The 25,749-nt window shown below is 63.7% G+C and carries 28 protein-coding genes and 1 pseudogene; 17 read left to right on the plus strand and 12 right to left on the minus strand.

What is annotated here, in order from left to right; genetic code table 11:
- On the minus strand, positions 1-713 hold a 713-nt coding region (gene hisD / locus GJ630_RS15550), incomplete at its 3' end, for a histidinol dehydrogenase (protein WP_191450302.1).
- 77 nt (positions 714-790) lie between these two features.
- On the opposite strand from hisD, the gene GJ630_RS15555 reads away from it, so the two are divergent.
- Positions 791-1,717 carry a hypothetical protein gene (locus tag GJ630_RS15555; RefSeq protein WP_050006868.1) on the plus strand — a complete coding sequence of 309 codons (927 nt, stop codon included), beginning with the start codon at positions 791-793 and terminating at the stop codon, positions 1,715-1,717.
- 36 nt (positions 1,718-1,753) lie between these two features.
- Here the strand turns inward: GJ630_RS15555 and GJ630_RS15560 are convergent, their stop codons facing one another.
- Both GJ630_RS15560 and GJ630_RS15565 read right to left on the minus strand, forming a co-directional pair.
- Complete coding sequence (locus GJ630_RS15560; protein ID WP_191450303.1) at positions 1,754-2,935, minus strand: redox-regulated ATPase YchF; 1,182 nt, start codon at positions 2,933-2,935, stop codon at positions 1,754-1,756.
- Between the two features lie 47 nt (positions 2,936-2,982).
- Positions 2,983-4,092 (minus strand): Gfo/Idh/MocA family protein, encoded by a 1,110-nt coding sequence (locus GJ630_RS15565; protein ID WP_064288507.1) that lies wholly within the window; start codon positions 4,090-4,092, stop codon positions 2,983-2,985.
- Between the two features lie 102 nt (positions 4,093-4,194).
- Here GJ630_RS15565 and GJ630_RS15570 point away from each other — a divergent pair, with 102 nt between their 5' ends.
- A complete protein-coding gene (locus GJ630_RS15570) occupies positions 4,195-4,575 on the plus strand; it encodes a cyclic nucleotide-binding/CBS domain-containing protein (protein WP_004962786.1) in 381 nt (126 codons plus the stop codon).
- A 31-nt stretch (positions 4,576-4,606) separates the two neighbouring features.
- Here the strand turns inward: GJ630_RS15570 and GJ630_RS15575 are convergent, their stop codons facing one another.
- On the minus strand, positions 4,607-5,320 hold the full coding sequence (locus tag GJ630_RS15575) for a TIGR00266 family protein (RefSeq protein ID WP_050037765.1): 714 nt from the start codon (positions 5,318-5,320) through the stop codon (positions 4,607-4,609).
- Positions 5,321-5,413: 93 nt separating this feature from the next.
- The gene (locus GJ630_RS15580) at positions 5,414-6,382 is read right to left on the minus strand and encodes a sugar phosphate isomerase/epimerase (RefSeq protein ID WP_191450305.1); all 969 of its coding nucleotides are present in this window, start codon (positions 6,380-6,382) and stop codon (positions 5,414-5,416) included.
- 145 nt (positions 6,383-6,527) lie between these two features.
- Here GJ630_RS15580 and GJ630_RS15585 point away from each other — a divergent pair, with 145 nt between their 5' ends.
- From GJ630_RS15585 to GJ630_RS15640, 12 genes are all read left to right on the plus strand, one after another.
- Positions 6,528-7,400, plus strand: coding sequence for a 3-hydroxyacyl-CoA dehydrogenase family protein (locus tag GJ630_RS15585; RefSeq protein WP_191450307.1), 873 nt, complete (start codon positions 6,528-6,530; stop codon positions 7,398-7,400).
- Entirely contained in the window at positions 7,397-7,996 is a 600-nt protein-coding gene (locus GJ630_RS15590) for a hypothetical protein (protein ID WP_014039916.1), read from the plus strand. The genes GJ630_RS15585 and GJ630_RS15590 overlap by 4 nt, the downstream gene beginning before the upstream one ends.
- A 72-nt stretch (positions 7,997-8,068) precedes the next feature.
- Positions 8,069-8,248, plus strand: coding sequence for an HVO_2753 family zinc finger protein (locus tag GJ630_RS15595; protein ID WP_004516620.1), 180 nt, complete (start codon positions 8,069-8,071; stop codon positions 8,246-8,248).
- A 2-nt stretch (positions 8,249-8,250) separates the two neighbouring features.
- A complete protein-coding gene (locus tag GJ630_RS15600) occupies positions 8,251-8,517 on the plus strand; it encodes an elongation factor 1-beta (protein WP_004593354.1) in 267 nt (88 codons plus the stop codon).
- A gap of 113 nt (positions 8,518-8,630) precedes the next feature.
- On the plus strand, positions 8,631-8,921 hold the full coding sequence (locus tag GJ630_RS15605; protein ID WP_004593356.1) for a 50S ribosomal protein L21e: 291 nt from the start codon (positions 8,631-8,633) through the stop codon (positions 8,919-8,921).
- A complete protein-coding gene (locus GJ630_RS15610; RefSeq protein ID WP_008310086.1) occupies positions 8,918-9,274 on the plus strand; it encodes an RNA polymerase Rpb4 family protein in 357 nt (118 codons plus the stop codon). Before GJ630_RS15605 ends, GJ630_RS15610 begins: the two co-directional genes overlap by 4 nt.
- A gap of 179 nt (positions 9,275-9,453) precedes the next feature.
- Positions 9,454-10,026, plus strand: a complete 573-nt coding sequence (locus GJ630_RS15615) for a DUF655 domain-containing protein (RefSeq protein ID WP_008310088.1) — start codon at positions 9,454-9,456, stop codon at positions 10,024-10,026.
- A gap of 81 nt (positions 10,027-10,107) precedes the next feature.
- Positions 10,108-10,965 carry a 16S ribosomal RNA methyltransferase A gene (locus tag GJ630_RS15620; RefSeq protein WP_064288427.1) on the plus strand — a complete coding sequence of 286 codons (858 nt, stop codon included), beginning with the start codon at positions 10,108-10,110 and terminating at the stop codon, positions 10,963-10,965.
- 1 nt (position 10,966) lies between these two features.
- Positions 10,967-11,596 (plus strand): HemK2/MTQ2 family protein methyltransferase, encoded by a 630-nt coding sequence (locus tag GJ630_RS15625; RefSeq protein WP_064288426.1) that lies wholly within the window; start codon positions 10,967-10,969, stop codon positions 11,594-11,596.
- 62 nt (positions 11,597-11,658) lie between these two features.
- The gene (locus GJ630_RS15630; RefSeq protein ID WP_014039912.1) at positions 11,659-12,657 is read left to right on the plus strand and encodes a methionine synthase vitamin-B12 independent; all 999 of its coding nucleotides are present in this window, start codon (positions 11,659-11,661) and stop codon (positions 12,655-12,657) included.
- Between the two features lie 2 nt (positions 12,658-12,659).
- On the plus strand, positions 12,660-13,733 hold the full coding sequence (locus GJ630_RS15635; RefSeq protein ID WP_064288425.1) for a methionine synthase: 1,074 nt from the start codon (positions 12,660-12,662) through the stop codon (positions 13,731-13,733).
- 768 nt (positions 13,734-14,501) lie between these two features.
- Positions 14,502-15,014, plus strand: coding sequence for an HTH domain-containing protein (locus tag GJ630_RS15640; protein WP_050037760.1), 513 nt, complete (start codon positions 14,502-14,504; stop codon positions 15,012-15,014).
- Here the strand turns inward: GJ630_RS15640 and GJ630_RS15645 are convergent.
- Genes GJ630_RS15645 through GJ630_RS15655 form a run of 3 tightly spaced genes read right to left on the minus strand, consistent with a single transcriptional unit; the run spans position 15,011 to position 18,307 of the window.
- On the minus strand, positions 15,011-16,144 hold the full coding sequence (locus GJ630_RS15645; RefSeq protein WP_014039909.1) for an ABC transporter permease: 1,134 nt from the start codon (positions 16,142-16,144) through the stop codon (positions 15,011-15,013). The genes GJ630_RS15640 and GJ630_RS15645 overlap by 4 nt on opposite strands.
- Positions 16,134-16,817: an ABC transporter ATP-binding protein gene (locus GJ630_RS15650; RefSeq protein WP_014039908.1), complete on the minus strand. Its 684-nt coding sequence runs from the start codon at positions 16,815-16,817 to the stop codon at positions 16,134-16,136. Before GJ630_RS15650 ends, GJ630_RS15645 begins: the two co-directional genes overlap by 11 nt.
- On the minus strand, positions 16,814-18,307 hold the full coding sequence (locus GJ630_RS15655; RefSeq protein ID WP_191450309.1) for a hypothetical protein: 1,494 nt from the start codon (positions 18,305-18,307) through the stop codon (positions 16,814-16,816). Before GJ630_RS15655 ends, GJ630_RS15650 begins: the two co-directional genes overlap by 4 nt.
- Positions 18,308-18,534: 227 nt before the next feature.
- On the opposite strand from GJ630_RS15655, the gene GJ630_RS15660 reads away from it, so the two are divergent.
- Positions 18,535-19,413 carry a carbohydrate kinase family protein gene (locus tag GJ630_RS15660; protein ID WP_044951743.1) on the plus strand — a complete coding sequence of 293 codons (879 nt, stop codon included), beginning with the start codon at positions 18,535-18,537 and terminating at the stop codon, positions 19,411-19,413.
- Here the strand turns inward: GJ630_RS15660 and GJ630_RS15665 are convergent.
- Together GJ630_RS15665 and GJ630_RS15670 are read right to left on the minus strand one after the other, a co-directional pair.
- A complete protein-coding gene (locus GJ630_RS15665) occupies positions 19,410-20,426 on the minus strand; it encodes a phosphotransferase family protein (RefSeq protein WP_014039905.1) in 1,017 nt (338 codons plus the stop codon). The two genes, GJ630_RS15660 and GJ630_RS15665, sit on opposite strands and share 4 nt — an antisense overlap.
- A gap of 120 nt (positions 20,427-20,546) precedes the next feature.
- Positions 20,547-21,719, minus strand: coding sequence for a HAMP domain-containing sensor histidine kinase (locus GJ630_RS15670; RefSeq protein WP_014039904.1), 1,173 nt, complete (start codon positions 21,717-21,719; stop codon positions 20,547-20,549).
- Between the two features lie 138 nt (positions 21,720-21,857).
- On the opposite strand from GJ630_RS15670, the gene GJ630_RS15675 reads away from it, so the two are divergent.
- On the plus strand, positions 21,858-23,015 hold the full coding sequence (locus GJ630_RS15675) for a dihydropteroate synthase (protein WP_191450311.1): 1,158 nt from the start codon (positions 21,858-21,860) through the stop codon (positions 23,013-23,015).
- 132 nt (positions 23,016-23,147) lie between these two features.
- On the opposite strand, the gene GJ630_RS15680 is transcribed toward GJ630_RS15675, so the two are convergent.
- Together GJ630_RS15680 and GJ630_RS15685 are read right to left on the minus strand one after the other, a co-directional pair.
- The gene (locus tag GJ630_RS15680; protein ID WP_050037758.1) at positions 23,148-23,801 is read right to left on the minus strand and encodes a TrkA family potassium uptake protein; all 654 of its coding nucleotides are present in this window, start codon (positions 23,799-23,801) and stop codon (positions 23,148-23,150) included.
- A gap of 2 nt (positions 23,802-23,803) precedes the next feature.
- A complete protein-coding gene (locus GJ630_RS15685; protein WP_023843179.1) occupies positions 23,804-25,258 on the minus strand; it encodes an APC family permease in 1,455 nt (484 codons plus the stop codon).
- 213 nt (positions 25,259-25,471) lie between these two features.
- Here GJ630_RS15685 and GJ630_RS15690 point away from each other — a divergent pair.
- A pseudogene (locus GJ630_RS15690) lies at positions 25,472-25,749 on the plus strand (NAD-binding protein); the annotation flags it as partial.

Below are 25,749 nucleotides of genomic sequence, written 5' to 3' on the forward strand. Positions count from 1 at the left end.
TCGCCGTCGGCGACGACCATAACTTCGGAGGGGCCGGCCAAGAAGTCGATTGCCACGTCGCCACGGACCTCGGCCTTCGCCGCTGTGACCCAGCGGTTGCCGGGGCCGACGACGATGTCCGTCGCGCTGACCGTCTCGGTCCCGTAGGCCAGCGCCGCGATGGCCTGTGCGCCGCCGACCTGGTAGACGGCGTCAGCGCCAGCGACGTGGATGGCGGCCAGCGTGACGGGGTTGACCTCCTCGGCTGGCGGGGTGGCGACGGCGACGTGCTCGACGCCGGCGACCTTCGCCGGGATGACGCCCATCAGCGCGCTGGAGGGGTACGCCGCCGTGCCGCCGGGCGCGTACACGCCGGCGCTGTCAAGCGGCCGGTACCGCCGACCGAGTTCCCGCCCCTCGAAGTCGTCGCGCCAGTCCTCGGGGACCTGTCGCTCGTGGAACGCGCGGATGTTCGCCGCGGCGTCCTCGATAGCGTCGCACACGTCGTCGTCGATTTCTTCGTAGGCTCGCTCGGCGGCGTCCGTGATGTCGATGTTGCCCACCGACACGTCGTCGAACTCCTCGGCGAAGCGCCGGAGCGCCACGTCGCCCTCCTCGTGGACCTGCGAGACAATATCGCGTACATCGTCTCTGACGGCGTCGACACCGGCGTCGCGGTCGAAGAAAGCGGCCCGTTCGTCGGGCCCCAGGTCGGCTATCGTCCGTACGTTCATACACCTGATTCGGGGCGGGGTAAAAAACGGGTTTCCCTTCTCGTCACCGTTTTCCGGCACTCGGACATACACCGCCTATGGCCTCACTCGACGACCACCGTCGCCGGACGACCGACCTCCCTCCGGCGACGACCGAGTATTTCGCGCCCGAACTGGCGACTATTGATAGCTATCTGGAGACCGTCCCACCAACTATCGACACGGCGGCCGGCGACGCCGCAGTCGGCCCAATACACACCATCCCGTGGTTCTACGTGGCCGACCTGACCGGCTGGCGCGGCGGCACGCTCGCCCGGCTGCTGGCTGCAGAGCGAGACGCCGTCTGCTACGAACTCTCGGCTGGCGCTGCGGACGCGCTTCCGGCCCTGTGGTCTCTCATCGACGAGAGCGGCGACGGTCCCGTCGTGCTCCATCTGGAACTCCAGGGCGAGGGCGGGCGGATTGTGCGCACGCTTCGGGAGGCGCTCCGGCGCGGCTACGAGCACGTTCCAGACGGCTGGGACGAGCCGGTGCGCGGCGAACCGGCGAACTTCCACGTCGTCTTCACCGACACGAACCCCTCGAAGCGCCTGTCTGTACCACTGCCCGCTGCAACCACGCCCACCACTGGTGCTGTCCTCTCGTATGCGCCGCGCCGGAGTATGCTCCCGGAACGGCCCGACGGGACGACCGTCCTCTCGGACCCGCCAGCGCTGCACGACCGCGAGGCCGAACTGGAGGGGTTCCTGCTGGCTGCGCTGGCTGGCTACGGTGACGACGACGCCAGACAGCAGTACGTCGACAACGCCGTCGAAATTCTGTCGATAACCCATTCGCTCATCGGGAAGCGTGACCTGCTGTTCGACGTGTCGCCGCGACTGGCGCTAAAATACGGGTCGCTCTTGGACAGGCTTTCAGTCGGTGCGACGACAGAGCGACTCGGTCAGGACGTGCTCGGGCAAGTGCCACAGAGTCCCGGGAGCGAGGATATTCGGGCAACGCTTCGGGACCTGCTGCCGAAATAGGTGGCCGAGATGGCGGTTGTAGCGCCGTCCGCGCGCTCAGTTCGCGTCGCTGACGATTTTGATGACCGCTCCCTCCTCAAGTTCCGTCTCATCGCTGATGCGCCGGTTCTCACGGGCGTCGACGGCGTGGATGTACCCGTCGCCGATGTCGGAGTGGACGGCGTAGGCGAGGTCTTTGGGCGTTGCGCCCTGGCGCAGCAGGAACGCGTCGGGGAGGACGTTCTCCTGGCCGTCGGTCCAGTGCGTTTCGTTCTGGACGGGGTAGGCCGTCAGATGGTCGAGCAGGTCGTAGACGGCGGTGTCGAGAGCGCCCTGAACGCCGGTGCCGCCCCAGTCGTCCATCACGCCACGGATGCGGTTCAGCCCCTCTCGTTGCTGGTCGCTCACGTCGCCGACGATATCGAAGTCCGGGTCGCCCGGGTCGTAGTCGATGACGCCAGCCTGTGCGGCGTTGCGCAACGCGAGTTCGCCGTCGGCGGTCGCGGGCACGACCACGTCGGCGGCTTCCTGCAGGGCTTCGATGTTTCCCTCCGGAGCGATATCGGCCTTGTTCGCGACGACGACGAGCGGCTTCGTCCGCTGGCGTATCTCTGTCGCCAGTGCTTCGCGGTGCTCGTCGGTCCAGGCGATGGGGTCCTCGGGGTACTCTAGGTCACGGAGCGTCCGTGCCACGTCGAGTTCGGAGGCCCCGACACCGGCCAGCATATCCACGAGCGACTCGTCGAGTTTGAAATCCGGCGAGCGGGACTGCCGTTCGATGGACTCCCAGTTTCGCTCGACGATGCTGGCGAGCCACAGGTCCATCTCCTCCTCGACGAAGTGCACGTCCTCGACGGGGTCGTGCTCGCCGACCTCGACCGGTTCGCCCTCGGCGTCGGTCCCGCCGGAGACGTCGACGACGTTGAGAATTACGTCGGCGGTCGACAGCTCGTCGAGGAACTGGTTGCCGAGGCCGCGGCCCTCGTGTGCGCCGGGGACGAGGCCGGCCACGTCGATGAGCTCCACCGGGACGTAGCGCTTGCCGTCCCGGCAGTTATCGTCACCACAGCGTTCCTCCCGGTCGAGACAGGGGCAGTCCGTTCGGACGTGGCTGACCCCGCGGTTGGCGTCGATGGTCGTGAACGGGTAGTTGCCGACGTCGACGTCGGCCATCGTCGCCGCCTTGTAGAAAGTAGACTTGCCGGCGTTCGGTTTGCCGGCCAGCGCGATAGAGAGCATGGCAGGACCTACCAGTGGCCGCCGAAAGGGGGTTTCGGTTCGCGGCCCTACAGGCTGACCCGCTCGCCGCGGTCGTCACTTTGTTCGATGGCGTCGAGGACTCGCTGTGCGGCGAGGCCGTCGGCGAAGGACGGCTCCTGTTGCCTGCCATCGGCCACGGCCGAGAGGAACTCGTAATTCTCGTGGACGAACGTGTGCTCCCAGCCGATGACGTGGCCGGGGGGCCACCAGTGGTCGACGTAGGGGTCGTCTTCGTCGGTGATAAGCACCTGCTGGAAGCCGCGGTCACCCTCGGTGAGCACCTGCAGTTCGTTCAGCCGTTCGAGGTCGAACTTGATTGCGCCCTTCGACCCCTCGATTTCGATGGTGTGAGCGTTTTTGTGGCCGTTGGCGACCCGCGATGCTTCGAGCGTTCCCATCGCGCCGCTGTCGAAAGCAATCTGTGCGCTGTAGGCGTCATCGACGGTCACCGGGCGCGTCTCGTCGCTCCCCTCTACGGGGCGTTCTTCGGTAAACGTCCGGAGGTGACCGCTCACGTCCGTTATCTCGCCGGCGGCGTCGCCGAGCAGGAACCGGGCTAGATCGACCGTGTGCGACCCGAGGTCGCCGAGCGCCCCGCTGCCAGCCATCTCCTCGTCGTTGCGCCAGGACCACGGCGCGTCGGGATCGACCAGCCAGTCCTGGAGGTACTGCCCGCGGAAGTGGTGAATCTCGCCGAGTTCGCCGTCGGCGATGAGCCCCTTCGCGTACTGGATGGCCGGGACGAAGCGGTAGTTGAACGCCGCGCCCGCGGGCACGCTGGCGTCCGCGGCGGTCTCGGCCATTTCTTCGGCCATATCGAGCGTGGGCGCGAGCGGTTTCTCACAGAACGTCGGCGTCCCGGCCTCCAGCGCTGCGATAGACGGTTCGGCGTGGACGTGGTTCGGGCCGAGGTTGTAGAACACGTCCACCTCGTCGACGACGTCCTGCCAGTCGGTCGCGGTCCGGTCGAAGCCGAACTGGTCGGCCGCGTCGGCCAGCGCGTCCTCGTCGCGGCCGACGAGCACGTCCTTGTTGACGGCGGGCGCTTCGGGGAAGAACATGGGCAGGCGGTCCAGCGCGTTTGCGTGGGCCTTGCCCATGAAGCGGTAGCCGAGCATACCGATATCGAGGGTCATAGCCGGCTGTTCACTCGGAGCCGAAATAACGCTCATGGTGACGGCAGGGCAGCGGGCCGCCCCGAGGGAAAAGCCAAAACCGGATGCCCGTGTTGATACTCCATGGCCACTGAAACGACCGTTCGTATCGAGGATATCATGTCGACGCCGTTAGAGACGATTTCTGCCGACGAAACCGTCAAAGCGGCCGCGACGCAGATGCAAGCGCAGAACATCAACGGCATCTTCGTGCCGGGGGCAGAGGCGGGTATCATCACCACCACCGACATCGTTGATGCCGTCGCAAGCGGGAAGGACCTCTCGTCGGCGACCGTCGGCGACGTGATGACGTCGCCGGTCGAGCGGGTGACGACCTCGCTCGAACTCGGCGAGGCCGCCGCGATGATGACGACCTACGACATCAAGCACCTCCCCGTCATCGACGAGCATCAGGACTACGTCGGCATGGTGTCGTCGACGGATATCACGCAAGCACTCTCCTGAACGCGGCTGTTCTCCAGCGGACTTCCGACAGTCAGATGAAGTCGTCAAGACCGGACGCATCACCGTCGTTGTCACCCGTTCCGGGCAGCGCGTCAGCGATAGCCGAGGTAAACGAGCCGAGGCCGCGCGTCTGATACCAGACCGTTCCGGGGCCGGTGAAATCCATCACGAGGCCCTCGCCGCTGAGCAGCGTCGACTTCAGCCCGCCGACGCGGTGGGCGTCAAAGTTGACTGACTCCTCCCAGGCGACGACGTGGTCGTTGTCGATTGTGTAGGACTCGCCGGCGTCGAGTTCGACGGTTTCCAGCCCGCCGAAGGCCTCGATGAGGACGTTTCCGGTCCCTTTCAGCGCCAGCGGCGTGATGCTCGCGCCGGCCAGCATCGACTTGATGCCGCCGAACTCCGAATCGATGTCGATATCCGGGTCGGCTGCGAGGAACGCCCCGTCGACGGCGTACAGCGTCTCGCCAGTGAGTTCGTGATGGTGTACGTCACCGGGCGTGGGCGGCGCGAGGGTCAGGGTGCCCGAACCGCCCTGCGCGGTGAACTCGTTCGCTAGGAGCGACTCACCGCCGAGCATCGACTTCGCGGAGCTGAGGAGGCCGTCCCGGCTGGTCGTCGTCTCGATCTCGATGGTCGGCGAGTGGCTGACCATCGCGCCGGGTTCCGCGAGTATCGATTCGCCGCTGTCGAGCGCAACGCGGACGTGCGTGTACGAGGGCTTGTGTGTGAGTTCGATGTCCATAAGTGTCACTGGATACGGTAGTCCAGTCGTAGTATCACACAGACACTATATAAGCGTAAGTGCCAGAAACGGTCGTGCTGGTGGCCGTATCGGCTACTCCGCCCAGTAGGCGTCGCCGGGCTGGGTCTCGAAGACGGTGCGGTCGAGCACGTCGACGGCCTTCTCCAGTCCCTCGCGTGCGCTAGTGAGTGAGTCCTCGTGTTCGATGGAGAGCGCACCGTCGTAGCCGACCATCCGCAGCGTCGACACCACGTCTTTCCAGTGGGACTCGTCGTGGCCGTAGCCGATAGAGCGGAACAGCCACGACCGGTCCGCTTCGTCTGTGTACGGCGCTGTGTCTAGCACACCCTTCTCCCGGGCGTTTGACTCGTACACCTTCGTGTCCTTGGCGTGGAAGTGGTGGATGGCGTCGTGCTCGCCGAGCAGGCGGATGGCCTCGGTCACATCGATGCCCTGCCAGTACAGATGCGACGGGTCGAAGTTCGCGCCGATTCGGTCGTTCGTCCGCCTGCGGAGTTCGAGCAGCCCGCGGGGTTCGTACACCAGCATATTGGGATGCATCTCGATGGCGATGTCCACGTCGTGTGCGCCGGCGTGGGCCGCGAGGTCCGACCAGTACTCGTCGGCGACGCGCCACTGGTACTCGTGGGCGTCGGCGTGTTCGGTCGGCCACGGCGCGGTGATCCAGTTCGGCACCTCGTCGTTCGGGCCGCCGGCAGGCAGGCCAGAGAACCCCGTAACGGTGTTCACGTCGAGCTGGTCGGCCAGCCGGATCGCTTCCCGGAGTTCCCGGTCGGCCTCGGCGGCCTGGTCGTCGTCGGGATGGAGCGGATTGTTGTGGGTCGCCAGCGCGCTCACCCGAAGGTCGTGCTCGTCGAGCAGGTCGTGCAGTTCGGCCTGTTTGTCCTCGTTGTCGAGATACGCTTGCCTGTCGAGGTGGTCGTCGCCGGGCCAGCCGCCACAGCCCAGTTCGACCGCATCGACGCCTAGGTCGCTGAGATACGCCAGCGCCTCGTCGAGTGGCTGTCCGCCCAGAGGGACCGTCAGTACACCGATATCCATGGCCGGCGATACAACCGGTGTTGTAAAAAAACGTACCGCCGGCCCCACGGCCCACCTGTCTGGTCAGCAAGCGACACGGACCGGAGACGGGACCATGACAGACGGTGGCGTAAAGGCTTAACCCGGAGCGTACAGTGGTTTAGTCATGATTGTGGCCGTACTCGGTACCGGACGACGAGGGCGGGATATCGCACAGCGATGTGTCCGTGCGGGCCACGAGGTACGTCTACGGGGGACGGATGCGACGGACGTGATGGACCGCGTCGACGAGATCCGGCACGCACTCAACGGGGATGTTTCGGCCGGTATCGACGGAACCACGGGACTCGAAAGCGCCGTCAGCGGCAGCGGTATCGTCATCGACGCGACCGACGGTGGGACGGACAGCCACCGAGAAGTGGTCGCCGAAACTGAGACGATGGTCGAGGATGAGACGCTCATCGCCGTCAGCGACACGTCGCTGTCGGTGACCGCAGTCGCGACCGGCCTGCGGAGCCCGGACCGGGCCGTCGGCCTCAACCTCGTTGACCCGCCGGACGGCGCTATTGTCGAGGTGGTCATCGCCGAACAGACGACGGCGGCGACCCGCGACCGAGTCACCGACTTCGTCGAGAGCCTGGACGCGTCGCCGGTCGTCGTCCGCGACACGCCGGGATTTGCCGCGCTACGCCTCGAACTCGCTACCATTGCCGAAGCCGTTCGGATGGTCGAGGACGGCGTCGCGGGGATTCGAGATATCGACCGCACGTTCGAGCGTGGCGATTCAGACCGCGACGGGCCACTCGTCCGGGCCGACCGCCACGGGCTGGAAACAGTGCTAACCGCGCTCGAAGACCTCGCAAAGCGGCTGGACGAGCGATTCGAACCGCCAGCGTTGCTCCGCCGGAAGGTCGAGGACGGACAGCGAGGCGCTGTCGCCGGCGAGGGGTTCTACGTCTGGGAGGAGGGTACCCCGACGGCCGGTGCCGACCCGGACCCGGACGTCCCAACGCGAGATAGCGAGCCCGAGTTCAGATGAGCCAGTCGAACCGCCCTCCGGTCGAACCGGATGGAGATGACGACGAATTTGCGGCCCTGTTCGACGAACTTCAGGAGCTGGAACAGCTCGTCGACTCCGAAGACGAGCGACGGCAGGTCCGGGACGCGATGCGCGCGGCCGCGGATTCCCAGGACCACGAGCCAGCGACCTTCGGCCGGGTCGTCTGGGGCTTCGGCCGGTCCGACCTCGCGGAGGCGCTGCTCGGCTCGCTGCTGTTCGGGATTCCCATGGCTGTCGAGGGCGGGACAGTCGACGCCGGGCTACACATCGCTCAGCACCCGCTGTATCTCGCCGCGACAGTCGCTATCGCTGTCGGGCTAGTCATCTCCATTCTGTACGTGGCCGAGTTTCAGGACGTTCGGGTGGCGAACCCGATTTTCGGATTCATCCCGCGGCGACTCGTCGGCGTCACCGGGACGGCGCTCGTCGTCTCCGTCGCGCTGCTTACTGGCTGGGGGCTGGTCGAGTGGTCGACCGAGCCTGCGGTCGTCTACGAGTCGGCCTGCATCTGTGCCGTGGCGTTCGTCCCCATGGCAATCGGCGCTGCGCTCGGGGACATCCTGCCCGGGAACTAGGGCCATGGCAGTCACTCGCGGTGGCGGTCGCGTTTGGCAATCGTTAAAAGCCGCGGTCGGATACGGAGTGGTATGAGCGAGAGCCAACAGAAACAGGCGCGCAAGTGCGTCTCGTGTGGCATCAACATCGCCGGCACGAACGCCGCCGCGTTCAAGTGCCCGGACTGTGGCCAGCAGATCTACCGCTGTGCCACCTGCCGGAAGCAGAGCAACCTCTACAAATGCCCGGACTGCGGCTTCATGGGGCCATAACAATGGGGAAAGTAGCAGCCAAGATCAAGGTCATGCCGGAAAGCCCCGAAGTCGACCTCGACGACCTGCAGGAGCGTCTCGAGGGCGTGCTTCCGGAAGGAACGAAGATCAACGGGTTCGAGCGCGAGGACGTCGCCTTCGGCCTCGTCGCGCTGACGCCGACAGTCATCGTCCCTGACGACACCGGCGGGACGGAAGCCGTCGAAGAGGCCTTTGCGAACGTCGATGACGTCGAGTCGGTCTCCGTCGAGAGCACCGGCCGCCTGTAATCGACTCACCGCTGTAGTTTTCCACTCGGGTCTGTAGCGACTGCAAGAGCGTGACCAGTGACGGTCGCGGAACGCACGTTTTATTAGGGCGACCGGATTAGCGAGGAGCAAGAATGCCTAGTTCAAACGGACCCCTCGAAGGAACACGAGACAAGCTCAAGAACAAGCCCCGCGACCGCGGCACCTCGCCGCCACAGCGCGCCGTCGAAGAGTTCGACGACGGCGAGAAAGTCCACCTCAAGATCGACCCGTCAGTGCCGAACGGCCGCTTCCATCCGCGGTTCGACGGCCAGACCGGCACCGTCGAAGGGAAGCAGGGTGACGCGTACAAGGTCGACATCGTCGACGGTGGCAAGGCGAAGACCATCATCGTCACCGCTGCGCACCTGCGCCGGCAAGAATGACGATATTCAAAGAGAAGGTCAGTGAGGAGTTCCTGACGGTCGCGGAGACCAAGGAGATACTCGAAGACCTCGAGATGGAGCGGGCGGCCGAGGAGGACCGCGAGATGCGCTACGAGCTCAAGCGGGCTATCGAGCACGTCAACCGCTTTGCCGTCCTCGACCCCGAGGAGTCGCTGCAGCTGGTCGAAGACCTCGAAGAACTCGAAAAGGTCGACACGCCGACGGCCTACAAGATCGCGAACCTGCGGCCGCTGGACCGCGACGAGCTCCGCGCCGTGTTCGCCAAGGAGCGGTACACGCTCGATGGCGACGAACTCGACGAGATTCTCAACATCGTCAAGCAGTACGCGTAGCGAGGACAATCGTCAGTTCGGCTCTTCGCCGCTCTATCCCTACTTTCACGGACGACCAGCTACGCGGTCGAGATCTAGTTTCCGCTGCCGCTGGACCGAAGCGAAAATAGCGACGGCGCTCCGTGTCGCGGTTCGGGGCATCCACCGGCATTAAGTGTGCTGTGGTCGTACTGCCTGGCATGACTGAATCGGAGAGCGGCGGCGACTCTATGATGGCGGCTGTCCTCGATGTCCTCCCACACGGGCGGCCCGGAGACGACCGGCCACAGCACCAGAAGGAGCCGCTCGCGTACGCGCTCGACGTCGAGGAGTTCTACATTTACGAGCTCCAGCTCGACGACAAGGACGTTGATATTGCATTCGGTGACCGCGTCGACCTGACGGAGTTCGGCCGCGTGACGGAAGTCGAGTTCGAGGATATCCCGAGCGGTGCCCGCTCGGAGCTTGACTACGCCGTCGAGGAAATCGTCGAAGCGAACGAACAGCGGTTCGTCGACTTCTACAACGACGCCCAGCCGATCACGCTGCGGCTCCACCAGCTGAACCTCCTGCCGGGTATCGGGAAGAAGCTCCGGAACACGCTTCTCGACGAGCGGAAGCGAAAGCCTTTCGAGAGCTTTGAAGACCTCGAAGAGCGCGTCAGCGGCCTCCACAGCCCCAAAGAGACACTTGTCGAGCGGATACTCGAAGAGCTACAGGACGACGACCTGAAGTACCGGCTGTTCGTCCGGCGCGAGGAGCAGTCCTCGTAACACTGTCGGCTGCAAGCAGCGAAGCTGACAGCCACCAGTATAAGGCGACCCTTTTCTACCGCGACCCGCTACGGCTCGCTAATGACTACGACCGAGACTGGGACTCGGGACCCCGACGCACTCGTCCGGCGGGCGGGCAAACGGGCCGATACCCGAAAGGACCAGCACTTCCTCGTCGACGACCGGGTACTGGACCGCATTCCGGCGTACGCAACGGACGCGGATGTTGACCTTTCGCACGTGCTAGAGATCGGCGCGGGACCGGGTGCACTGACGGATCGCTTGCTCGCAACCGCTGAGACGGTGACCGCAATCGAACGCGACCCGGACTTCGCGGCCCACCTCCGCGAGGAGTTCGCCGAAGAGATCGCAGCGGACCGCCTCACCGTTGTCGAGGGCGACGCGCTCGACGTTGACCTGCCGGATTTCACCGCCAGTATCTCGAATCTGCCTTATGGCGCGTCATCGGAGGTAGCCTTCCGACTGCTGCCCGAGCAGCGTCCGCTCCTGTTGATGTTCCAGCAGGAGTTCGCCGAGCGGATGGCCGCCGACCCGGCGACGGACGACTACGGGCGGCTCTCGGTCACGGCGGGCCACTACGCCGACGTGGAAGTCGTCGAGACGGTCCCGCCGGAAGCGTTCGACCCGCAACCCCGCGTCACGAGCGCGCTCGTCCGAACCACGCCGCGAAAGCCTGACTACACCGTCCCCAGCGACGACTTCTTCATGGACTTCCTGAAGGCGGTGTTCACCCAGCGCCGGAAGACGATGCGCAACGCCGTCCGAAACACGGCCCACATCTCCGGGCTGGGCGACCCCGACGCGGTAGTCGAGGCCGCCGACGAGGATCTGATGAGCGCCCGTGCCGGGAAGCTCACGCCGGGCGACTTCGCCACGCTGGCGACACTCGCCTACGATGTCGGCGAGCCGGAGGCCTGAGATGGGTGAGGACACGGACGGCCGGGATGCGGCCGACGGAGACAACGGCGCCGGTAACCGCCCCTCGCTGGCTGACCAGCGGGGCGTAGAGTCGGTGTACCAGCCGGCTGAGGACTCGGACCTGCTGGCCCGAACGGCCCGCGAGCGAGTCGATGCGGGCGATACCGTCCTCGACGTGGGAACGGGCTCCGGCTACGTCGCCGCGACACTCGCCGACGCCGGGGCGCGGGCGGTCGGCGTCGACGTAAGCCCGCTGGCCTGCCGAGAGGCGGCCGATAACGGCGTCCCGGTCGTTCGCGGCGACCTCGTCGAGCCGTTCGATGCAGACACGTTCGACCTCGTGGCGTTCAATCCACCTTATTTGCCGACGCCGTCCGAACAGGAGTGGGACGACTGGATGGAACACGCGCTGTCGGGCGGCGACGACGGTCGCCGACTCGTCGACCCGTTTCTCGAAACCGTCGAGCGCGTGCTAGCTCCGGCCGGCGAAGCGCTCATGCTCGTCAGCAGTCTCACGGACCCCGAGGCGGTGCGAGAATACGCGGGCGAATACGGCCTGGCGAGCGAACAGCTTGCGAGTGAGAAACACCCATACGAAGCGCTCGTCGTCCTGCGATTCTATCGCGATTGATTACTGTTGTGCATTTTATCGAATAGGAAATATTAAAGCCCGTCATTTCCTACTCCACGGCAATGACACAGGTAATCGCCACGACCCCTGGGCTCTTTCCGCTCCCGGACTGGGCCAAGGACGAACTGGCAGATCTGAAAGGCCATCAGAAGACCGACCTCATCTCGGGCGACGAGTCCGGCGAGGTCGTCGCGGCCTACGACCAAGCGCGCGAGGAAGTCATCTCCATCCAGCAGGACGCCGGGCTCGACCGCGTCGTCGAGGGCCAGTTCCGCTGGGATGATATGCTCGCGCACCCGCTCGCGGTCCACGACAATGTGGAGACCAAAGGTATCGTCCGCTACTACGACAACAACAACTTCTACCGAGAGCCGGTCGTGCAGGGCGACCTCGGTGCTGACGGCGGCGACGTCGCCGCAGACCTCGGTGCCGCAGCCGACCACGTCGACGACGGCCTGCAGGCTGTGCTCCCTGGCCCGTACTCGCTTGCGGACCTGGCGACCGACGAGCACTACGGCGACGACGCCGAGTTCCTCGACGCCATCGCCGACTTCCTCGCCGAGGAAGTGACCGCGTTCTCCGATATTGAGACGCTGTTCCTGCTTGAGCCGTCGCTCGTCGAGAACACGCCCGCCGACGGCGAGGACGAACGTGCTGCCGAGGCAATCGACGCCGTCGCCTCGGCCGCCGACGCCGATGTCGTCGCCCACACCTACTGGGGCGCAATCGAGGAGAAGGCCTACGCGCACCTGATGGACGCTGACGTGGATGCCATCGGCTTCGACCTCGTTGCGAACCACGACCAGACCGTCTACAACGTGCAGGAGTACGGCACCAAGGACGACGTGGCGCTTGGCGTCGTCGACGGCCAGAACACGCTGGTCGAGGCCCCCGAGACGATTCGGGACCGCATCGACTGGTTCGAACAGCAGACCAACACCGCCTACGACACCGTCTACGCGACGGCGAACACGGAAACGTTCTATCTCCCGGTGAACAAGTTCGAAGACAAGCTCGAAGCGCTCGCAAACGCCGCGGGTCTGGAGGCGGCGGAGGCATAACGATGACAGGACCACGAGACCAGTTCAAACCGGCGGACCACCCGAACGACCACTTCCTGCTGACGACCGTCGTCGGCTCCTACCCCAAGCCCAAGTGGCACGACCGTGCCCGCGAGCTGTTCGAGGATGAGGACGCCGACTTCGGCGAGGACGAGTGGGAGGAATCGAAAGACGACGCCTCGCGGCTCATCACCCACGAGCACGAACGTGCAGGCCTCGATGTCATCTGTGACGGCGAGATGCGCCGCAACGAGATGGTGGAGTACTTCGCCCACCGCATCGACGGCTACGAGTTCAACGGCCGTGTGAAGGTGTGGGGCCACAACTACTTCGACAAGCCCAGCGTCGCCGACGAGGTCGAGTACGGCGAGCAGTGGCTCGTCGAGGAGTTCGAGTTCACCGACGAGGTCGCCGAGCGGCCGGTCAAGGTCCCGATTACGGGACCGTACACGCTGGCGAACTGGTCGTTCAACGAAGTGTACGACAGCGAGGAGCAACTGGCCTACGAGCTGGCCGACCTCGTCAACGAGGAGATCGAGGCGCTGGTCGAGGCCGGCGCTCGCTACATCCAGATCGACGAGCCAGCGCTGGCGACGACGCCGGACGACCACGCCATCGTCGGTGAGTGTCTGGAACGCATCGTCGACGAGATCCCCGACGACGTGCGGCTCGGCCTGCACGTCTGTTACGGCGACTACTCGCGCATCTACCCCGAGATTCTGGACTACCCGGTCCACGAGTACGACCTGGAACTCGCCAACGGCGACTACGACCAGCTCGACGTGTTCAAAGAGCACGAGTTCACGAAGGACTTCGCGATGGGCGTCCTAGACGCACACACCGCCGAAGTAGAGTCCGTCGAGGAGATCAAGGAGAACATCAAGAAGGGGCTGGAGGTCGTCCCGCCGGAGCGACTCACCGTTTCGCCGGACTGCGGCGTGAAGCTCCTGCCCCGCGAGGTCGCCCGCGGCAAGATGGAGAACATGGTGCAGGCGGCTCGCGAAATCGAAGAAGAGCTGGACGCCGGCGAGATTGACGTTGTTGCGAGTGGTGCGGAAGCGCACGCAGACGATTGAATCGGTGAGCGGTCTCAGCCGCGAACCGTCAATCATCCGGGCAGCGGACGACTCGCGCGGTTTGAGCGACCAGCGGAAGCGAAAACTGCGAGACGTGAGCGGCGAACGGGGTGAGCCGCGAACAGCGAGAGGCCGAACGTAGTGAGGGCTCTCGAATAGCGAGCGGGGAGAGCGAGGCGCACTGCGCCTCGAAAATGAACGGCGGAGCCGTGAACGTAGCGACCCGCGAGCAGCGCGGTTGGAGCGGTCAACAGGAGTCCAAATGCGGCGTGGACGCGACTACCCGTATTTTCGACGAAGGTGGGCTGCGATTTCGGCAGCTATCGAATATTCTCAGGCGCACCGGTCACGGAACCGGCAAATGTAGCGGACACGTATGCGACCATCCCCGGTGCGGGATCGAGCAAGACATGTGGAACCTCTGGCCAGCGAGCCCTCGAACAGGTCATCACGGGAATGCTTGAACACCAAAGTCCCGAATAGACAAGTATACGATTCCTTATAAATTTGTGAATTGATCGTCACAACTGAAAGGAACAGGCCACTAATTTGTTCGACAGATATCGAAACTAACATCGACCTAAGAGGAAAATAATTGTTGACGTACTAATAATATAAGGGGCTTCCGTATTCAGGTAGATACCCCATATTATGTATATAGAGGCACTCATACCACTGATTCTCTATTCCAAGATTATGTTATATGCTAGCATGTAAGTCTGGGAAAGAGTTTTGAGGGTCTCTGGAGAAGCTAGCGATGTGAAAGCTATGACAGGGGACACACATCTTCGGGCGGAACTGTATCTTCGTGGAGATACCTACGGCACGTTCGACGCTCAACAGCAGGTGCTCAATCGGGTCAAGCGACTGGAGGCCAATGGCGTGTTCAGCGAGTCGATGGTCGCCGGTGAGTGGCAGCGGATCAGGACGATGGCGGAGGACAAGCGGTCGGAAGCCATCCAGACTTACGAGGAGTTCACAGACTGGGCAGGCCAGAACGGCCACTCGCTCGAACCGGCCTTCGAACGACGGAATCGGAGCTACGTCGGGATGGACCGCGTCGACGACGTCGTCGTGTTCCCAGTCGTCTCGCTGGCGATCTACGACGGCGACGACCTGGAGGGCGTGTTCCCGTGTTCGGACGACGAACGGACCTACACCGTCGGTGACGCGCTGGAGGCCTTCGAGCGCGGCGACGAGCACTGGCTTGCACAGTTCGACTCGCTGTCGGTCGACCGAACCGACCCGTTGCTAGAACCGGGTGTCGACGCGACGATTTAACCGCGTAGCGCGTCGACCGGTTCTTCGCTCGCTGCTTTCCAGGCCGGATACAGGCCGCTGACGATGCTCGTCAGCACCCCAAAGGTGAACGCCGCGCCGACGTACCAGGCGTTTGGCAGCCTGAAGACCGCCATCGCATCGCCGACGGCGTAGTGGTTTATCGCCAGCCCGGCTCCGACACTCAGAATGACACCAGCGATGCCGCCGAGGAACCCGAGCAGCGTCGCTTCCATCAACATCACTTTGAGGACGTCCCGCTTCTGGTAGCCGACCGCTCTGAGGACGCCGATTTCCTCCCGGCGTTCGACGGTGGACATCAGCATGACGTTGAGAATCGAGATACCGGCGACGAGCAGCGAGATCGATGCGATGCCGGCGAGGACGGTGTTGATTATCTGGAACTGCTCCTCGATGGTATCGACGAGAGAGCCCAGTTCCTGAACGAAGACCCGCTCCTCGCGGTCGTTGAGAGAGTTACGTATCCCCATGGCTGTTTCGTTGGCCTGCGTCCCAGTGGACTCGATAACGTACACTTCCGAGTAGCCACGCTGGCTGAACGACGTAGCCGGCATGATGATTCGGTTGTCGGGGTTCGTCGAGGAGAACGGGTCGCCTTCTTCGAGCACGGCCCGGATGCGGACGCTGGTCCCGTTGACAGTGATCTGGCTCCCGGGATGCAGGTCGTGCTCCTCCGCGACGTCTGACCCGACGAGGGCACCGGACCGGAACGGCGAGACCCGTCCCTCCTTGGCCTCGTACAACGCCGCCGGGTCCTCGACGCCGTATATTTGTTCCCTGACTGCGTCCTCGCGGTTGTACGACACCGGCTCAATGCGAGTCTTTACCGGCGAGACAGTCGCTGTCGGGCTTGCCTCTCTGCGGATCGTACGGATATCGCGTTCGGTGAGTTCAGTGATGTTTTCGCCAGAGTTCGGGTACACCGTGAGCTGGTTGCCGACGTTGCCGAGGTTCTGGGTGAACGAGTACTGGAGCGCGACGCCGAACATCCCCAACGAAGCGATGGCGACGACGCCGATGACGATACCCAGCGACGCCAGCAACGACCGCATCTTCGTCCGCGTGAGGTTGCGACGCGCCATCAGTGCGGCCGGGAAGAACCTACCCGCCATTCTTCCGTTCCCTCCCGATGGTGCCGTCGACCAGATGGACGGTCCGGTCGACGTATTCGTTGACCAGGTCGTCGTGGGTGACTGCGACGATTGCCACGTCGTCCTCGTCGGCGATGCGGCGGAACTCGTCGAGTATCTGCCGTCCGGTTTCGCTGTCGAGGTTACCCGTCGGCTCGTCGGCGAGTACGACCTTCGGGCTGTTGATGAGCGAGCGCGCGATGGCGACGCGCTGCTTCTGGCCACCGGAGAGTTCGTCGGGCTTGTGGTCGAGTCGGTCACCGAGTCCAAGCCGTTCCAGAAGCGTTCTGGCCCGTTTTGTGACTTTCGGGTCACTGTCCAACAGCAGGGGCACCTCGACGTTCTCGACGGCAGTCAGCGTCGGCAGGAGATAGAAGTGCTGGAACACGAACCCGATCGTTCGCTTGCGGAGCGCGGTCCGCTTGCTGTCGCCGAGTCCGGTCACGTCCTGCCCCTCCAGCAAGACGGTCCCTTCCGTCGGCGTATCAAGTAGTCCGAGGATGTTCAGTAGGGTCGTTTTGCCACTGCCGCTGGGCCCCATAATCGAGACGAACTCGCCGGCTTCGAGGGCGAAGTCGATACCTGCCAGTGCGTAGAGGGTCTGGCCGCCGGTACGGTAGCGCTTGACCAGTCCCTGTGCGTCGATGACCGTCATACCTCGATATCGTCGTCACCGCGGCGGTAGCGACGCACGAGGACACCGACGACGACCAGTAGCGCCAGACCACCGGCGACGAACACCGGCAGCATGCTGTTCTGGTCACCACCTTCGCTGTCACCGTCCTGCTCCGGCTGTGGTGCCATACCGCCCAACCGGTCGAGATCGACGTCGAACGTCTGTCGCTTCCGCGTGTCGTCGACGAGGTACGTCACTTCCAGTGGCACCGACGTGACGTTCCCCTCCGTCCGTGCGTACACGTCGAAGGAGACGAAGTCGCTGGCCGGGACCGTGCCGACGAAGTAGTCGCGGTTCGGCGTCGCCGGAGTGACGGTTTCAGTATTGACGACACTCACGAGGACGCTGTCCGCATCCGTCGACCCGACGTTGCTTGCACTTCCGGAAATCTGCAGTCGACCGCCCTGTCTGACCACGTCCAGACCGGTAAGATCTATCGTTCCCGGGACGGACCGGAGCGTCGTTTCGGTGGTCGTCTGCTCCGTTTCGGTTCCGAGTTCGTAGTTGGCCGTGACGGTGACGTCCGCCCGGGGCTCGTCCATCGTGGCGTTCAGTCGCACCTGCCGGGTCGTACTGGCCGAGATGTTCTCGAGCAGTACGCGCTGGAACGACGCGTTCTCGGACGTTGCACTGATCATGACATCAGAGAGCGGAGCGTTGCCCCCGTTGGAGACGGCGACCCGTAGCGCGCGGTCGGTGCCGCTACCGACTGCAGTCGTATCGAGTTCCACGCTGTTCCGGAGCGGGTCCGACTCGATGACTGTCGTCCGAGTCGTGTTGCGAGTGGTATCCCCGTCAACGGTGTAGCTGATCGTTGCAGTCAGCGAGTGTTCGCCGGCGGATTCAGGTCGGAACCGGAACGGGGCTGTAATCGACCCGTTCTGTGCGACGCTGGACCGGACCGTCCGGCTCTTTGTCATCTCGACGCCGTCGCCCTCGACGACGACTTCGACGTTCGTTATCTGGGTGTCGAGCCCGTTGGCGACAGTGACTTCACCGGTCGATTCGACGCCCGCGACGGAGTCGTTGGCCGTGATATCTACCTGCGGGTGACGCTCTTTGACGTTTAGCTTCACCGGGTATCTGAGTTCGACGTTCTCGCCCGTCCCGCGGTCACGGCCGTACACGATGATGCGGAGGTCTTTGCTGCCGGACGAATCAAACGATGCAGTCAGGGGTACTTCCAGCGTACTGCCCGGCGCAATCGAGCCCAGATTCGAGACGCGCTCGTATTCTGTGATTCCTCTGCCGCCCGACTTCCGGATCGCGATGTCGTTGATTTCGAGGGGCGCGTCGCTACTCTCTAGGTTTCGGACAGTCGTGTCGAACGTGACGGTTTCACCCGGTGCTGGTGACGACGGCGACACCTCGACGTTCGATATCGACGCGTTGACGCTCGCGCCGGCGACTGACAGCGGAAGCGAGCCGACGACGACTAAGCAGGCGAGTACAGCCACACCGTGGCGCATCACGCAGTCACCTCTACCTGCAGTAGTCGTATGCCGGTCCAACCACTCCTCGGGAGGATGCTATCGGGGACCATTACCATGTGCGCCGGTCTGTTCCGGTCGATGTTAAATATGCTGCATATCTCTCGTACGGGCTGGTGTCGCTATGTCACCCCGGGAGTGGGAAGGGGCGACACAGCCCGTATCAGTGGGAAACTGCTATCACAACGCCACCCCCAGCGGTGGACATGCGCGTCATCTGTGCCGGCCACGTCAACTGGGACGTGACGCTCCACGTCGACCACTTCCCGAAGCCCGACGGCGAGGGGCGCATCACCGACCGGTCACAGTCCAGCGGAGGGAGCGCGTCGAATGCGGCCGTCGCACTCGCCGGGCTTGATGCGGACCCGCTGGTCCTCGGGAGCGTCGGCCGGGATGACCACGGTACCATGGCTCGGCGCGAACTGGCGGCGGCCGGCGTCGAGACGCTACTGGTCGAGTCGGACGAACCGACGGCGGTGAAATACCTCATCGTGGACGAGAACGGCGGCGTCGCGGTGCTTGGAAACGACGGGGCCAACGAGGCGTTCTGTGCGTCGGATCTCCCGGCCGAGACCCTGGCCGAGGCAGACCACCTCCATCTGACCGGCCAGGACCCCGCGACGGCTGCGACGCTCGCCCGCGACGCCGCGGCCGCGGACGTCCCGGTGAGCTTCGACCCCGGCCGTCGGCTCCCATACCGCGATTACTCGGCGGTGCTCTCACACGCGGATCTCCTGTTTTGCAACGACCGGGAGGCCGACCACGCCGAGGACAGCGGCCTTTTCGACACAGTGCCGACGGTCGTCGTCAAACACGGGGACTGCGGCGCGACAGCCTATATCGACGACCGGACAGTCACGAACGCCGGGTATCCCATAGAATCTGTGGACACCGCAGGCGCGGGGGACGCGTTCGCCGCCGGGTATCTGCTCGCCAGTGCAGAGGAGACCAATCCGGAACGGGCGCTCGCAGTCGCCAACGCCTGTGGCGCGCTCGCAGCGCAGTCACCCGGCGCACAGACGACACTCGACTGGGAGTCTGTGTGGGAGCTTGTCGACAGCGGGCAATCGCCCGAGACGGCCTAATCCGCCTGTATCTCCTCGACGAGCCGCTCGAACTGCTGGCGGTACTGGGCTTCGGCACGAGCGGCGGCGAGGCCGGACTCGTCGGCGAAGACCGCCTCGAAGCCGGCCATCCGCCACAGGAGCGTCGAGAGCTGGTAGAGGGGCCGTCGCCGCTCGTAGCCCTCGTCGAACTCCATCGGGCGCATCTCCTGATACCCCTCGTGGAACACCGTCCGAAGCGAATCGCGCAGCTCCGGGTCCTGAAACGACGAGTCGATGAAGAGGAATTCGGTCTGTGCGAGGTTGTACTCCGGCAGCGCTGCGAGTACGTCCTGCCAGTCGAGGACAGCTGTAATCGGCGATTCCTCCGTCTGCTCGAACATCAGATTTGCCGGCCTGAAATCGTCGTGTACCAGCCGCGGAACGCCGTCCTCGGGCACCATACTCAGGGCCGGTTCGATACAGTCCCACGCCCGGTCTGTCATGTCCTCGAAGGGCGTCCCGTCGAGATGAGAGAGGTGGGATCTGGTGAGACTCTCGAAGTACTCCCGCCAGTTACCCATCCAGTCACTCACGATGATCCGGTCGTCGTGGAGCGTGAGTCGGCCGAACGCCTCGAATCCGATCTCAGAGTGCATATCGCCGAGAATCCGACCGGACTGGGCTAGCACCCGCCGTCGGTCCTCGGTCGAAAGCCCGGCGAACTCTTCGGCCAGGTTCTCGCCGTGGATGCGTTCGGTGACAAAATACGGCGGCACGTCGGCGTCGGGGTCGTCCTCGTAGACGAGGATGCGTGGAACAGGGACGTCGGTCCGGGCGGCGACGAAGTCGTGGAGACAGGGTTCGACGGCGAACGGGACATCGCCCTGTGGCTTGAATTTCACGACCACCTCGTACGCCTCGCCCTTGTGGCGTAGCGTTACCATGTAGACATCGCTCTGGTGGCCCCCACCCGGTGTCTCGAACTGAAACCCCTCGTAATCCGGGCCCGACTCTGTCAGCACGGCTTCGATGTCCTGTTCCGGAGTCTGCACTGGCGTACCATATAGCGGGCGAGCAAATAAATCTGTCAATCCCGTCGTGGACAGCACTGATACCCGATTCGGGCGTTGTCGGTCGACCCGGTTCGGACGCTGTCAGTCGCCGTCTCCGCGCTACCAGGAGTGGAACGGTGAGACTGGTTTCGTCCCGTCAGTCACTTCGAATCGTGCGCCGCCGGCCCTGCTCTCAGTCACCGAGATGTCCCAGCCGTGGGCGTCGATTATCTGCGTTACGATAGACAGGCCAAGGCCGGTGTCACTCCCTGAAAAGCTGTCTACCGAGAGAAGGGAGTCTAGTTCATCGGAGGGGATGCCGGGACCGTCATCAGCGACGTAGAAGCCGGTCACGCGGCCCTCGGTTCGCTCGTCTGCAGTGTCTATCTCGGCTGTCCCGTCGTCGAGAATCGGACCGACCCAGACGGTCACGTCGTCGCCCGCGTGGTCCGCCGCGTTCCGAAAGAGGTTCTCGAACACCTGTTTGAGGCGGTTCTGGTCACCGAACACCGGGGCGGACCCTTCGACCCGCAGCGTTGCGTCAGCCGTTCTGGCCATCTCCCAGGTCTGTTCGACAATGGTATCGAGCGAAATGGCGGTTCGGTCTTCGACCGCATACCCCTTCTTTGCGAGGGTCAGCAGGTCGTCGATGAGCGCTTCCATGCGAGCCACACCTTCCTCCGCATCTTCGAGATGGGACAGGTCGCCGGTCTCTCGCACGAGTTCGAGTCGCCCCTCGACGACGTGGAGGGGATTTCTGAGGTCGTGGGAGACGACGCCGATGAACTGTTCCATCCGGTCGCGCTGGACGCGGAGGTCGTGCTCGCGCTCGGCTTTCTGCAGTGCCGCCTGGACGTGCGTCGCGTACATCCGGGCGAGTCGAAGCGTTTCGCCGTCAAACGTAACGGGGGCGAGGGACCCGATGTTGATAACGCCGTACTCGGCAAGCGGCAGGATGATCTCGCTGCTGACGGGCGAGTTCTCGTTGTACTGGCGCTGCTCGTCGTCGAGTTCCGAGTACGTCCGAACTTCGTCCTGCTCGAACGCCTCCCACGAGAGACTGTTGCCGGGCCGGTAGGTGACCGGCCAGTCGAATACCTCGTCCGCCCGCTCCGTCGACGCCGCCAACTGCAGTTCCGACGCGTCGCTGTCATACAGCCACAGCGCTCCGAGTGGCACGTCGAACACAGACGAAATCCCCGACATTGCGATCTCGCATATCTCACGCTCGGACTCCGCAGCCATCAACTGCTGTGTTACGGCCTCGAACGAATCGAGATCGAATGCGACCATTAACTCCCCACCCATCCCGTATAATTCATGCAACCGTATATATAAAACGCGGTGATCTCGTGTCAGTGATACGTAGCATAGCGTCGTCGGTCCGCCGATGTCGCGGGACCTTTGTATCCACAGTCCTCAGGGAGCGGTATGCGAACGGTCGAAATCGACGGCCTCCCGGTGGGTGATGGGCACCCGACACGCGTCATGAGCGTGTTGAACATGAGTTCGAACTCCGGGTACAAGCCGAGCGTGTATCTGGACCCCGCGGAAGCCGCCGACGCAATCGAGGAGAACCTCGTCCCCGCCGGCGCAGACATCATCGACGTCGGCCTCCAGTCGGCCAACCCCAAGTACGAGTCCAAGCCGGTCGAGATGGAGAAAGACCGGCTCGAAGAGGTTGCGCCGCTCGTCGACGAACTCGACGCTGACGTGCCGCTGTCGCTCGAAACTCGGTACGCCGAGGTCGCCGAGGAGGCCATCGGCCACGGGTTTGACCTTATCAACGACGTGTGTGGCTTCGCCGACCCGGAGATGAAAGGTGTCGTCGAAGACCACGATATGCCGGTCGTCAAGATGGCCAGTCCGCCGGACCTGGCCCGGCCCGGCGCGCTGAAGAGCATCGACGACATCTTCGAGGCGCTCCAGCGGGACGGGTTCACGGACAGGACCATCATCGACCCGGCATTCGGCGGCTGGTACGACGGCAAGGAGTTCGAGGACAACTGGGAGATGTTCCGCCGCCTCCGGGAGTTCCGCGCCTTCGACCGGCCGATGCTCACGGCGACCAACCGCGAGGACTTCCTCGGTGACCTGGCCGACCAGCCCGAGACGGAGAACCAACTCGCCGTGTCACTGGCTGCGGCGACGATGGAAGTCGAACGCGGGGCCCACATCATCCGAACGCACGACACACGCGAGACCCACGACGTGGTCAAGGTGGCCGACGCGCTCGGCGACGAGCGGACGACGCGTGCCGAAACTGAGCCCGGCCCCACCGTGGCGGAACTGACCGACGTGACGCTGCGGGAGGTGGCCCGGCATCAGGCCCTCGGCGAGACGGTCGCCGGCGGCACCGACGACGGCGCGACGCTGACGTTCCTGCTCGGTGACCTGACCGACGACGCACGGGCAAGTCTCCGGGCCGTCGCCGAGGTGACCGACGTGGTAGTCGTCGAGAAAGACAGCGGCAGCCTCTACGTCGGCGGCGCCGCGGTAGCACTGAAAGTGGTCGCCGACAGCCTCGCCGAAGACGGCCACCGCGAACTCGCCGGCGAGTTGCGAGCGTCGCTATCGCGGCGTGTGTAGGTGGCGCGACTGGGCCGACTGCAGCGATGCCCACACAGTCCGGTGCAACAATACTGGCCGTCGGTGGCTGTTCATCGGAACGAGGAAATCACGCGGCTCTCTCCATCAGGGAATAGGACCGACCACGGGTCACTAGCCACGCATCAAATGCATGACCTCATCGACCACAGCAGGTTCGACAGCGACGACGTAGCTGCTCCCCGGTGTCAGGGTCGTGTCAGCACGAGCGATTCGCTCACCGTTCGCGTCGGACACGACGAGGGTTCCCTCGGGAAAGCGGACATCTGAGAGGGGTTTTCCGGCGGCCGGGGCGTCGTCAGCAACGCGGATGAGCATGATATCGAGGTTGCCCGTCACGTCGGCGAGCGTCTGGACATCACTCCCTATGATTTCGTTGGCTGCCACCCTCGAGCCGGCCCGTTCGGGAAAGACCACCGCGTCGACAAATCGGGTGTATGACTCCCCGCCAGTGCGGTCGATACGGGCGACCGTTCGGATGTCGGGTGTCAACTCTGCAGCAGCTAAACAGACCGCGAGATTTAGCCCTGTTTCACCCGTAAGCGCGGCAATTACGTCCGCTCGCTCAAGGCCTGCCTGTTCGATGATATCCGGATTTGTCGCGTCACCCTGGATAACAGTCGCTATCCATTGATCGGCGATATCCGAGACAATCCGGTCATCGCGTTCGATTATCGTCACGTCGTGACCGCGGTCAGCGAGTATCTCGGCTGTTTGGAAACCGACGCGTCCACCGCCAGCGATGATAATGTCGAGGTCACTAGTCATGGTTAGTCTTCAGCTTCAGGTGTTATTTCAGTGGCGGCAGCCGCCTGTTCGCGGTCCGATTGCTCTCTCACACGTTTAAGCGCGAAATACACGAGGGCTCCGAGCAGAATCCACGCCATGCTGAGTGCCAACGCCAATGGATCTGTTCGGAGCAGGTACTCCACAAGCACCCCTGTTAGAAGCAGATTGAGCGCGATACCAATCAGTGGCGGCGCCGGGTAGAACGGCATCTCGTACGGCCGGTTCATGTTCGGGCGCTCCCTGCGGAGTCTGATGACGGCGACGTTGACGATGACGAACGACAACAGGAAAAACAGGCTCGACATGTTGCCAGCACTTTGTGTCGGCAGTGCCACTGACCCGAGCATCACGACTGCGCTGGCGAGGATTGCGACGAACGGCGTCCCGTAGCGGTGGTGAATCTGACCGATCGACGGGAGCAACTGTCCCTCACGTCCCATCGAGAACGCCACGCGTGACGACGCGATGACGACTGCGTTGAGGGCGGTGAGTGTCGAGAACACGGCCCCGAAAACAATGAGTGCACCACCGTTCTGGATAATCGGTAATCCGGTCGGCATGAACGATGTGGCTGCCGTGGCTATGCCCGCCTCGCCGGCGTCGGCGAGTCCTTGAGCCCCGAGCGTGCCGACGGCGACGGTCACAACTGCCAGATAGACGACAACCGTAACAGCGAGACTGATGAATATCGCCTTGGGGATGTTTTCACGCGGGTTCTGTACCTCCTCGGTGACGGTGGTGATGAGGTCGTACCCCTCGAAGGCGATGAAGGTTAGCCCCATCGCCGGCAGAACCGCGGCCGCCCCGCTGCTCTGTGGAAACAGCGGCTGGAATTCGGCCCCGGAGAACATCGGAGACGCGAGTCCGAACGCGACGAACACCACCAGAATGGAGACTTTGATGATGGTGAAAATCGTCTCGACACTGCCGCTGGCGGCCGTCGAGACGGCGTTGAGCGCCACCAAACCGAGTACCGCCACGAACGCCAGCAGGAAGGCCAGCGGGAGCGCCGCGTCGATGACTGGAACCGCGACAGCCCCCACTTGATCCGGTGGCGGGACCACACCATAGACGTGCAGCAATTCGAGAAAGTTCGGTGCAAAACCCAGCGCATACAGCGCCCCGGCAATCATGTAGGCAAACCAGAGCATCCAGCCCATGATGAACGAGGCGAAGTCGTCGAATATCTCTCGCACGAACGCGTAGCCACCGCCGCTTTTCGGAATCGAGGCGGCAAGTTCCGCATACGAGAGTCCTGTGAACGCTGTTACGACGCCATTCAACGCAAAGACAAGAATCGCTGCCGGACCAGCGATTTCGGCAGCCAGTCCTGTCAGCACAAAGATACCGGCCCCGATCATCGCTCCCATCCCAATCATCGTCGCGTCAAGTAACCCGAGTTCAGCCTCGGGTGATCGAGTCTGGCTCTTACTCATTGCGTCCTATTTTTATTCGGCGTGCCATCCATCGTACGCCGTATGCACTCTTTTCGGTCCATTTGATTACCGGGGTAAGTTCTTCTATTGTAAGAACGGTAAGTGGATTTCTTAAAGGCTTATGATAGCCTGTCCCCCGGCACGACAGGTTGTGTTCCCGGTCCATTAGAACCGCCGGGGCATTGAAGATGACGCGTTTTAAACAATCTCTCAATGACCCGAACAAAGCGATTCGTCATCGCCGGTGGCGGCCGTGTCGGGAAACAGACCGCTGAGAATCTCGCGGATCAGGGTCACGACGTACTGCTAATCGAGTCTGACGAGGAGCGTGTTGCGGCGTTGTTCCGATCGCGTACATCGGCCCCGTTATCCACGGGTCGACGCCACACGCCCCGTCAATTCTTGAAGGGCAGGCCGACATAGCCGATCGCGGACACCATCGCCGCACTCACTGACCAACCGGCACGAACCTCGCCAATCTGTATGGAGGC

Origin of the sequence: Haloarcula sp. CBA1122, assembly GCF_009741785.1 — an archaeon.
Lineage (GTDB): Archaea > Halobacteriota > Halobacteria > Halobacteriales > Haloarculaceae > Haloarcula > Haloarcula hispanica.

Bases quoted from the DNA above. Each gene is read 5' to 3' on its own strand.
- GJ630_RS15555 (WP_050006868.1), top strand. From the start codon at position 791: ATGGCCTCACTCGACGACCACCGTCGCCGGACGACCGACCTCCCTCCG.
- GJ630_RS15560 (WP_191450303.1), bottom strand. From the start codon at position 2,935: ATGCTCTCTATCGCGCTGGCCGGCAAACCGAACGCCGGCAAGTCTACT.
- GJ630_RS15565 (WP_064288507.1), bottom strand. From the start codon at position 4,092: ATGACCCTCGATATCGGTATGCTCGGCTACCGCTTCATGGGCAAGGCC.
- GJ630_RS15570 (WP_004962786.1), top strand. From the start codon at position 4,195: ATGGCCACTGAAACGACCGTTCGTATCGAGGATATCATGTCGACGCCG.
- GJ630_RS15575 (WP_050037765.1), bottom strand. From the start codon at position 5,320: ATGGACATCGAACTCACACACAAGCCCTCGTACACGCACGTCCGCGTT.
- GJ630_RS15580 (WP_191450305.1), bottom strand. From the start codon at position 6,382: ATGGATATCGGTGTACTGACGGTCCCTCTGGGCGGACAGCCACTCGAC.
- GJ630_RS15585 (WP_191450307.1), top strand. From the start codon at position 6,528: ATGATTGTGGCCGTACTCGGTACCGGACGACGAGGGCGGGATATCGCA.
- GJ630_RS15590 (WP_014039916.1), top strand. From the start codon at position 7,397: ATGAGCCAGTCGAACCGCCCTCCGGTCGAACCGGATGGAGATGACGAC.
- GJ630_RS15595 (WP_004516620.1), top strand. From the start codon at position 8,069: ATGAGCGAGAGCCAACAGAAACAGGCGCGCAAGTGCGTCTCGTGTGGC.
- GJ630_RS15600 (WP_004593354.1), top strand. From the start codon at position 8,251: ATGGGGAAAGTAGCAGCCAAGATCAAGGTCATGCCGGAAAGCCCCGAA.
- GJ630_RS15605 (WP_004593356.1), top strand. From the start codon at position 8,631: ATGCCTAGTTCAAACGGACCCCTCGAAGGAACACGAGACAAGCTCAAG.
- GJ630_RS15610 (WP_008310086.1), top strand. From the start codon at position 8,918: ATGACGATATTCAAAGAGAAGGTCAGTGAGGAGTTCCTGACGGTCGCG.
- GJ630_RS15615 (WP_008310088.1), top strand. From the start codon at position 9,454: ATGACTGAATCGGAGAGCGGCGGCGACTCTATGATGGCGGCTGTCCTC.
- GJ630_RS15620 (WP_064288427.1), top strand. From the start codon at position 10,108: ATGACTACGACCGAGACTGGGACTCGGGACCCCGACGCACTCGTCCGG.
- GJ630_RS15625 (WP_064288426.1), top strand. From the start codon at position 10,967: ATGGGTGAGGACACGGACGGCCGGGATGCGGCCGACGGAGACAACGGC.
- GJ630_RS15630 (WP_014039912.1), top strand. From the start codon at position 11,659: ATGACACAGGTAATCGCCACGACCCCTGGGCTCTTTCCGCTCCCGGAC.
- GJ630_RS15635 (WP_064288425.1), top strand. From the start codon at position 12,660: ATGACAGGACCACGAGACCAGTTCAAACCGGCGGACCACCCGAACGAC.
- GJ630_RS15640 (WP_050037760.1), top strand. From the start codon at position 14,502: ATGACAGGGGACACACATCTTCGGGCGGAACTGTATCTTCGTGGAGAT.
- GJ630_RS15645 (WP_014039909.1), bottom strand. From the start codon at position 16,144: ATGGCGGGTAGGTTCTTCCCGGCCGCACTGATGGCGCGTCGCAACCTC.
- GJ630_RS15650 (WP_014039908.1), bottom strand. From the start codon at position 16,817: ATGACGGTCATCGACGCACAGGGACTGGTCAAGCGCTACCGTACCGGC.
- GJ630_RS15655 (WP_191450309.1), bottom strand. From the start codon at position 18,307: ATGCGCCACGGTGTGGCTGTACTCGCCTGCTTAGTCGTCGTCGGCTCG.
- GJ630_RS15660 (WP_044951743.1), top strand. From the start codon at position 18,535: ATGCGCGTCATCTGTGCCGGCCACGTCAACTGGGACGTGACGCTCCAC.
- GJ630_RS15670 (WP_014039904.1), bottom strand. From the start codon at position 21,719: ATGGTCGCATTCGATCTCGATTCGTTCGAGGCCGTAACACAGCAGTTG.
- GJ630_RS15675 (WP_191450311.1), top strand. From the start codon at position 21,858: ATGCGAACGGTCGAAATCGACGGCCTCCCGGTGGGTGATGGGCACCCG.
- GJ630_RS15680 (WP_050037758.1), bottom strand. From the start codon at position 23,801: ATGACTAGTGACCTCGACATTATCATCGCTGGCGGTGGACGCGTCGGT.
- GJ630_RS15685 (WP_023843179.1), bottom strand. From the start codon at position 25,258: ATGAGTAAGAGCCAGACTCGATCACCCGAGGCTGAACTCGGGTTACTT.